The organism is Burkholderia sp. RF7-non_BP4 (assembly GCF_001521935.1).
Lineage (GTDB): Bacteria > Pseudomonadota > Gammaproteobacteria > Burkholderiales > Burkholderiaceae > Burkholderia > Burkholderia diffusa.
The window spans coordinates 1-3,894 of the sequence record NZ_LOTA01000039.1 but is presented as its reverse complement, the minus strand read 5'-3'; the positions used below and the strand labels follow the sequence as shown (position 1 = coordinate 3,894).

The 3,894-nt window shown below is 61.5% G+C and carries 6 protein-coding genes and 1 rRNA gene; 2 read left to right on the top strand and 5 right to left on the bottom strand.

The genetic code is table 11. The features are described from left to right. A partial coding sequence (locus WS49_RS16695; RefSeq protein WP_156441403.1) for an SDR family NAD(P)-dependent oxidoreductase occupies nt 1–176 on the bottom strand: 176 nt, incomplete at its 3' end. A gap of 163 nt (nt 177–339) precedes the next feature. On the opposite strand from WS49_RS16695, the gene WS49_RS16690 reads away from it, so the two are divergent. Together WS49_RS16690 and WS49_RS16685 are read left to right on the top strand one after the other, a co-directional pair. Further along, nucleotides 340–1,311, top strand: coding sequence for a potassium channel beta subunit family protein (locus WS49_RS16690; RefSeq protein WP_059530621.1), 972 nt, complete (start codon nt 340–342; stop codon nt 1,309–1,311). A gap of 111 nt (nt 1,312–1,422) precedes the next feature. Further along, nucleotides 1,423–2,268, top strand: coding sequence for a 23S rRNA (adenine(2030)-N(6))-methyltransferase RlmJ (locus WS49_RS16685; RefSeq protein WP_059530620.1), 846 nt, complete (start codon nt 1,423–1,425; stop codon nt 2,266–2,268). Between the two features lie 15 nt (nt 2,269–2,283). Here the strand turns inward: WS49_RS16685 and WS49_RS16680 are convergent, their stop codons facing one another. The 4 genes from WS49_RS16680 to rrf form a co-directional block, all read right to left on the bottom strand. Then, the gene (locus tag WS49_RS16680) at nt 2,284–2,619 is read right to left on the bottom strand and encodes a hypothetical protein (protein ID WP_059530617.1); all 336 of its coding nucleotides are present in this window, start codon (nt 2,617–2,619) and stop codon (nt 2,284–2,286) included. 146 nt (nt 2,620–2,765) lie between these two features. Next, nucleotides 2,766–2,912, bottom strand: a complete 147-nt coding sequence (locus WS49_RS33695) for a DUF3563 family protein (protein ID WP_006478295.1) — start codon at nt 2,910–2,912, stop codon at nt 2,766–2,768. Between the two features lie 215 nt (nt 2,913–3,127). Then, on the bottom strand, nt 3,128–3,532 hold the full coding sequence (cueR, locus tag WS49_RS16675; RefSeq protein ID WP_059530614.1) for a Cu(I)-responsive transcriptional regulator: 405 nt from the start codon (nt 3,530–3,532) through the stop codon (nt 3,128–3,130). Between the two features lie 242 nt (nt 3,533–3,774). Continuing rightward, a 5S ribosomal RNA gene (rrf, locus tag WS49_RS16670) occupies nt 3,775–3,887 on the bottom strand. Nucleotides 3,888–3,894: the final 7 nt, after the last annotated feature.

Below are 3,894 nucleotides of genomic sequence, written 5' to 3'. Positions count from 1 at the left end.
ATCGCCTTGCCGCCTGCCTTGTTGATCTCGTCGGCAACCGCGTTTGCGCCGTCCTGGTTCAGGTCGGCGATCGCGACAGCGGCGCCAGCCTTGGCCAGTTCCAGTGCGATTTCCTTGCCGATGCCGCTTGCGGCGCCCGTGACGACTGCGGTCTTGCCGCTCAGATCTGCTGCCATGTCCGTCTCCTTCCGTTATCGGATCGAAAAAGCGCGCCCCGCTGCATCCGCCTTCGTCGCGCGGTCGTGCAGACAGGCCAGCCGCTATTGTGCACGATCGGCCCCGCCGTTCGCGCGCAAAACGTCTAAGCTTAAGGTCGGTTCCGGGTCGCGGGAGACGCCCATGCACTATCGACGGCTAGGCCGCTCCGGCCTGCAGATCAGCGCGCTTTCGCTCGGCTCGTGGGTCACCTACGGCAACCAGGTCGACCAGCGGGTTGCCCGTGAATGCCTTGCGGCGGCCCGCGATGCGGGCGTCAATTTCTTCGACAACGCCGAGGTCTATGCGGGCGGCAAATCCGAGGAAATCATGGGCCAGGCGCTCAAGTCGCTCGGCTGGCCGCGCATCAGCTACCTCGTGTCCACCAAGTTCTTCTGGGGACTCACGGAAGCGCCGAACCAATACCACACGCTGAACCGGAAATATCTGCTGAACGCGATCGACGGCTCGCTGCGCCGGCTGCAGCTCGACTATGTCGACCTCGTGTACTGCCATCGCCCCGATCCGAACACGCCGATCGAGGAGACCGTCTGGGCGATGAGCGACATGATCGTACGCGGCAAGGCGCTGTACTGGGGCACGTCCGAGTGGAGCGCCGACGAGATTCGCGCCGCGTACGAAATTGCCGAGCGGCACCATTTGCACAAGCCGGTCGTCGAGCAGCCACAGTACAACCTCTTCCATCGTATCCGGGTCGAGCAGGAATACGCGCGGCTCTATGAAGACTACGGTCTCGGCCTGACGACCTGGAGCCCGCTGGCATCGGGGCTGCTCACCGGCAAGTACCGGAACGGGGTACCGCCGGGTAGCCGCGCGCAACTGCCGGGCTACGACTGGCTCCGCGCCCGGCTGACGGATTCGGCCAGCAACGACGTGGTCGAACGGCTCGGCGCGATCGCGGCCGAATTCGGCTGCAGCACCGCCCAACTGTCGATCGCATGGATACTCGCGAATCCGCGCGTGAGCTCTGTCATTACGGGCGCGTCGCGGATCGAGCAGATCGGCGACAACATGCGCGCGCTCGACGTCGCCGCGAAGCTGACGCCGGAGGTCAAGCAACGTATCGAGGAGGTCGTCGGCGACGCATTCGAGTAAGGCGACTCACGCCCACTCGCGTACAATACGCGGCCGCATTGGCGCGCGGCCCGACGGCCACGCGCAATCGTCCGTTTTCATCGATTCATCCTTCGTTTCAGGCAGCCCGCCATGCTCAGTTATCGTCACGGTTTTCATGCAGGCAACCACGCGGACGTGCTCAAGCACGCCGTCGTCGTCCAACTGCTGCGCTACCTGAACAAGAAAGACAAGTCGTACTGGTACATCGACACGCACGCCGGCGCCGGCGTGTATTCACTGCGCGACGGTTATGCCGCCAAGACGGGGGAATTCGACACCGGCATTGGGCCGCTATGGAACGAAAAGAACCTGCCCGAGGCGCTCGGTGATTACGTCGACGAGGTGCGCGCGCTGAACGACGACGGCGAGCTTCGCTACTATCCGGGCTCGCCGTATCTCGCATGGCGATCGATGCGCGAGCAGGACCGGATGCGCCTGTTCGAAATGCATACGACGGAAATCGACGTGCTGCGTCACAACTTCCGCGATGCGGGGCGCCGTGCAATGATTTTCGCCGGTGACGGCTTCGAGGGCATCAAGGCGCTGCTGCCGCCGCCGCCACGACGCGCGTTGGTGCTGATCGATCCATCCTATGAGGACAAGAAGGACTACGCGCGCACGGTGACTTGCGTAACGGAATGCCTGAAGCGTTTCGCGACCGGCTGTTACGCGATCTGGTATCCGCAGGTTGCGCGGGTGGAATCGCAGCGTTTTCCGGAGCAGCTCAAGCGCCTGCAACCGAACAACTGGCTGCACCTCACGCTGACGGTATCGAATCCGCCGGCAGACGGCCTGGGCCTTTACGGCAGCGGGATGTTCATCCTGAATCCGCCGTACACCCTCGCGCAGAGCATGAACGAAGCGCTGCCCTATCTCGTCGAACGACTGGGACAGGATAGCGGCGCCCGGTGCCAGATCGAGCAGCGCGGGAACTGAGCGGACGTCTTGCCGTTATGGCTGCGGTCTGGGCGTAGGTCTCTGCTGATTGGCTGGCGACACGCCCCAGCCTGGCACATTGATATACGGCGCGACAAACAGCGGGATCGATGAATTCGCCCCCTGCCCGGCCGGCGCTCGCATGCCTGCGGGCTCGACGATCGGCTCGGACGATAACGGAGCCGATTGCAACACCAGGCCGCCCTTGCCATCCTGGATCCCACGTTGTGTATCGAGAATCAGCGGCTTGGACGTCGCCGCCGCCCCGGCCGCCACGCCGTGAGCGAGCACGACAGCCCCCAGAACGAGACGCACGCGAGAAACGTGACGCACATCGAGACGCAAGCGCATGGTCGTATTCTTCCGGTTAAAAACAGGCCCATACCATAGCGCCGCGCCGACGATTTCGCCAGATCAAGCGCACAAAAAAACAAAGCCCCGTCAACACGGGGCTTGCTTTTCGTTCGGTGCCACACGGCACCTGACGGTGACTCCGATTACAGCGAGTAGCCGTTGGTTTCGAGCGAGCGGATGCGGCTCTCGAGCTGGACGATGTCCGACGACGTGGCGAGGTATGCCTCACGGCGCTCACGTTCTGCGGATTCGAACCAGTTGCTCAGCTTTTCAACGATGTAGGCGATCATGATGTTCTCCAAGGAAGGGGGACCCCTGGCGAATCGAGATTCAGGGATTTCCCGTATAGGGTTATCCCGAATTATAGCGATGCCGCATCAAGATGCTAGTGAAATGCTTGCATGGAATCCATTCCATTTCGGAATGGTTTGTGAAGTATCTGCTTTAACTCATTGATTTTTATGAACATCGAGTCAATGCCTCTTTTCGACCTGGAGGGCATGCACTAATCTGGTTCACTGATCGGTTCAGCCAGGCGCGCCAAGATCGGGCATTCAGGTCGTTCGTCACCATGGCAGTGCGCGGCGAGATCGGCGAGCGTATTGCGCATATCGCTCAATTCCGCGATGCGTTTGTCGAGTTCGGCCACGTGTTCGAGGGCGATCGACTTCACTTCGACGCTGGCGCGGGTACGGTCCTGCCAGAGCATCAGCAGCTTGCGGATATCCTCGACGAAAAAACCGAGCCGCCGCGCCTGGCGGATGAAGCGCAGGATATGGACTTCGTCCGAACCGTAGATCCGGTATCCGGCGTCGCTACGCTTGCTGGGCGCAAGAAGACCAACCTGTTCGTAGTACCGGATCATTTTTGCGCTGACGCCGGATTCGCGCGACGCGTCGCCGATATTCATTCCCTGCCCTCTCTCTCCATCAAGCACTGGTTCGAACATGAACGTCGAGGCAAGCAGCCGTCGACGGCACTTCGATCGTATCAAATCGCGAGATTTCGTTCCGGCGTGGGCGGTGACAAGCGGTGGATTCCGGCGACGCGCTTGGGCTGCAAACGGAGAGGTTCGTTTGCCTGCACTCGCATTTTCGCCGCCCCAATGCAAAAACCCCCGCCTGTTCGGGCGGGGGTTCTTGGCTTGAAGGAGCCTGACGATTACCTACTTTCACACGGGAATCCGCACTATCATCGGCGTAGAGTCGTTTCACGGTCCTGTTCGGGATGGGAAGGGGTGGGACCGACTCGCTATGGTCATCAGGCAAAGAG